Source organism: Martelella sp., from assembly GCF_984369615.1.
On the sequence record NZ_CFHTCS010000394.1, the window covers coordinates 1 to 3,844 of the forward strand.

Genomic DNA, 3,844 nt, shown 5'->3' on the forward strand with positions numbered 1-3,844 from the left:
GCCGACGAACCGACGACGGCGCTTGACGCGGTGATCCAGCGCGACGTGATGGAGCTGATGGTGGAACTGACCCGCGCCGAAGGCACGGCGGTGCTTCTGATCAGCCACGATTTGCCGATGGTGGCACGCTATACCAGCCGGATCGCGGTGATGGAAAAGGGTGTCGTCGTCGAGACCGGCACCACCGACGACATCCTGACAAACCCGCAGCATGCCTATACCCGCAAGCTGCTGTCGTCGCTGCCCGGGCGCGGCGAAACCCGGGCGTTCGCGCCGGACGATATGCCGGTGCTGTCCGTCGAAAACGTGATCGTCGACTATCACAAGGCCGGCGCGCTGTTCCGCAAGGGCCAGGCCAAGCGCGCCCTCCATGGCGTCTCGGTGATAATCCGCCAGGGCGAGGTGGTGGCGCTGGTCGGCGGCTCGGGCTCCGGCAAGACCACGCTCGGCCGCACCATTGCCGGCCTCATCCACCAGACGTCGGGCGATATCCTCTTTAACGGCAAGCCGCGTGAACGGGACTGGGCGCACTATCGGCAGAACTGCCAGATGGTGTTCCAGGACCCGTATTCGTCGCTCGATCCGCGCATGACCATCGTCAAGCTGGTGGAGGAGGCGCTGCGCACGATGCCGGGGCTGAGCGCCGCCGAGCGGCGCAGGCGGGCGCTCGCGACGCTGGCCGAAGTGGGCCTGCCCGGCGCATTCGGCGAACGGCTGCCGCACGAGCTTTCCGGCGGCCAGCGCCAGCGCGTTGCGATCGCCCGCGCCGTTGTGCGCGAGCCGAAACTGCTGATCGCCGACGAGCCGGTTTCCGCGCTCGATGTGACGGTGAGGGCGCAGGTGCTGGCCCTGTTCGCCGACCTGCAGAAAAAGCACGGCTTTTCCTGCCTGTTCATCAGCCACGACCTTTCCGTGGTCGAGCAGATCGCCGACCGGGTGATCGTGATGCAGCACGGCAATATCGTCGAGGAAGGCCCGCGAGACGAGATCTTCGACCGTCCGCAGCATGCCTATACACAGCGGCTGCTGTCGGCCATTCCCGCGCTCGACTTCAACGAGACCGGCGGCGTCAAGCTCAAATGGCGTCTGGAGGAGTGACATGACTCAACGAACCGAAAGAACGGAATCGACGGCCGCCGAACTCGCGAAGATCTGCGATGCGCAGGACTTCACCGTGCGCTTCAAGGTCAAGAACCTTGCGACGGGCGAAACCATCGAGCGCGGCGCGACCGAGGAAACGCCGTCGGCCTCGACCCGCAAGATCTCGATCATGATGGCGGCGCTGAAGGCGATCGGGGACGGGCGGCTGAGCTTCGACGAGAGGATCGTCTACGAGCCGCGCCACGCCGAGCAGGTGGCAAGCGGCGTGTTGCGCCACATGACGCCCGGCATGATCCTGTCACTGCGCGATGCGATCGCCGGCATGATCACGCTTTCCGACAATGTCTGCACCCATATGGTGTTCGAACGGCTGATGCTGGAGGAGGTTCAGGCCTATTGCGCGGCGATCGGCATGACCGGCACCCGTCACCGCTTCCTGATCCCGCCGATCGCGCTGCCGCACGACCACCCGCTCGACGCGGTGACGGTGACGACGGCGGCCGACCAGGTGATGCTGCTCGACACGATCCTTGCCGCCCAGACGGACGCCGAGGCTTCGGCCAAGCTCGGCATTTCGCAGGACCTCTCCGCCTTCGCGCTGAAGATGCTGAAATCGCAGGTGCTTCGCTACGGCATCCATTCGCGCCTTCCCTTCGATACCGTGATCGCCAGCAAGGGCGGAAGGGGCAAGCGCGGGCGCATGGATGCGGGCATCGTCTATCGCGACGGCGCGCCGCTCTTCATCCTCGCCGCCTATACGGACGGGGTACCGCTCACCATGCCGGACGGGCTTCCCGGCTACACGGTGGCACTCGAGACGATCGGCCGGCTCGCCCGCGCCTGTTTCACCGGACTTTGAAGGCCTGAAAACAGAACCAACAGCAAAGAGGGATAAACATGAAGAAACTACTCCTTGCCGGCGTGATGCTGGCGGCGCTCACCCAGACGGCGGCAGCGCGCGACATCGTCGTCGCGCTCTCCTCCGACCTGCGCTCCAACGATCCGGGCGTCAACCGCGACGGCAATACCGACGCAATCATGATGCACATTCTCGAAGGCCTCGTCGGCTACACCGAGGATGGCGCGGTTGAGCCGCTTCTCGCCAAATCCGTCGCGATGTCCGATGACGGGCTGACCTACACATTTACGCTGCGCGATGACGTCACCTTCCACAATGGCGACAAGATGACCGTAGATGATGTGGTCTGGTCCATGAACCGCTACATGGATGCCGACGGCAAATGGCGCTGCCTGCCGGATTTCGACGGCAGCCGCGTGGTCAAGCTGACCGGCATCGAGAAGGTCGATGACGCCACCGTGACGATGACGATTGCCGAGCCCTCGGCGGTCTTCCTCGGCCTCATGGCCCGCCCGGAATGCGGCTTCACCGGCATCATCTCGCCGAAATCCGTGGGCGAGGACGGCAGCTTCGCAGCACCGATCGGCACGGGCCCGTTCAAGTGGGACGAATGGAAGAAGGGCGAATATGTCTATCTCGCCAAGAACGACGCCTATGTCTCGCCGGAAAACGACGGCGCGCCGGACGGCACGGTCGGCGCCAAGAACCCGCTCGCCGACGGCGTCAAGTTCATGGTCGTTCCCGACGCCTCGACGGTGAAGGCCGGCATCCAGTCCGGCGTGCTCGATCTCGCCGAAGTCTCTCCGGATCTGATGCCGGAATTCGAGGACCGCGATGACAGCAAGCTGATCGTCGCCGTCAACAACGGCAAGAACCTGTTCTATATGCAGACCCGCGATCCGGTGCTCGCCAATCCGGGCGTCCGCCGCGCCATGGCCATGGCGCTCGATCTGCCGCAGCTGGTCGCCGCCGCCTCCAACGGAACCGGCACGCCCAACTGCTCGATGATTGCCACCAACTCGATCTATTACAGCGAGACCCAGCAAGAATGCCTGCCTTATGACATCGAGGCGGCGAAGAAGGAACTGAAGGACGCCGGCTACAATGGCGAGCCGATCTCCATCATCGCCAACCGCCGCGGGAATGTGCCGAGCTATCCGGCGGCGATCATCGCCCAGGCGATGATGCAGCAGGCCGGCCTCAACGTTCAGATCGAGGTGCTCGACTACGCCACCCAGGTGGAACGCCGCCGCTCGGGCAATTACCAGGTGATCTCGCAGTCGGTCTCCCCGCGCCTCGATCCGGCGCTGATGATGAGCTTCTATGTCGGCGACAAGGACGAGAACACATCGCTGATGTGGGAGAACCCGAAAGCGGTTGAACTGCTCGACGCCGCCTATCGCGAAACCGATCAGGAAAAGCGCCAGCAGATCTTCGACGATTTCCACACGCTGATGCTCGAGGATATGCCGGGCCTGTTCATGTACGACATGGTCGACATCTGGGCCGCGACCGCGAGCCTCGAGGGCTCCCCCGTTTGGCAGGGCAATCCCCGCGTATGGGAAGTTTCGGTCGACTGACCGGCTTATCGCCGCGCCGTCCCGGCGGCGCGGCGTTTCTCCTCAAGAACCCTTATCCCGCGGCCCATCGACATGGGCCGCGCGACCTTTCATGACCCCAGACCTGCTGCCCCGGCAGCAAACAGGACTTTTCCATGACCCAGCAGGCGATTGAACAACTCGCAAGTGAAATCGAGGCATTGAAGCCCGAATTCATCGAACTCTCCGACCGGATATGGGACCTGGCCGAACTGAAATTCGAGGAATTCGAATCGGCGAAGCTCCAGGCGGCGCTTCTGGAGAAATACGGGTTTTCCGTCACGCG

Annotated in this window: 3 protein-coding genes; all 3 read left to right on the top strand. The window is 63.8% G+C overall.

Annotation, left to right across the window (positions count from 1 at the left end):
* Window positions 1-1,098: ATP-binding cassette domain-containing protein (locus tag AC5DC2_RS20945; protein ID WP_491699888.1), on the top strand; the 1,098-nt coding region annotated here is incomplete at its 5' end.
* 1 nt (window position 1,099) lies between these two features.
* Window positions 1,100-1,960: a serine hydrolase gene (locus tag AC5DC2_RS20950; protein WP_491699889.1), complete on the top strand. Its 861-nt coding sequence runs from the start codon at window positions 1,100-1,102 to the stop codon at window positions 1,958-1,960.
* A 38-nt stretch (window positions 1,961-1,998) separates the two neighbouring features.
* A complete protein-coding gene (locus AC5DC2_RS20955) occupies window positions 1,999-3,540 on the top strand; it encodes an ABC transporter substrate-binding protein (RefSeq protein WP_491699890.1) in 1,542 nt (513 codons plus the stop codon).
* Window positions 3,541-3,844 lie beyond the last annotated feature (304 nt).

Excerpts from the sequence above, each read along its gene's own strand:
- AC5DC2_RS20950 (WP_491699889.1), top strand. The coding sequence starts at position 1,100 with ATGACTCAACGAACCGAAAGAACGGAATCGACGGCCGCCGAACTCGCG.
- AC5DC2_RS20955 (WP_491699890.1), top strand. The coding sequence starts at position 1,999 with ATGAAGAAACTACTCCTTGCCGGCGTGATGCTGGCGGCGCTCACCCAG.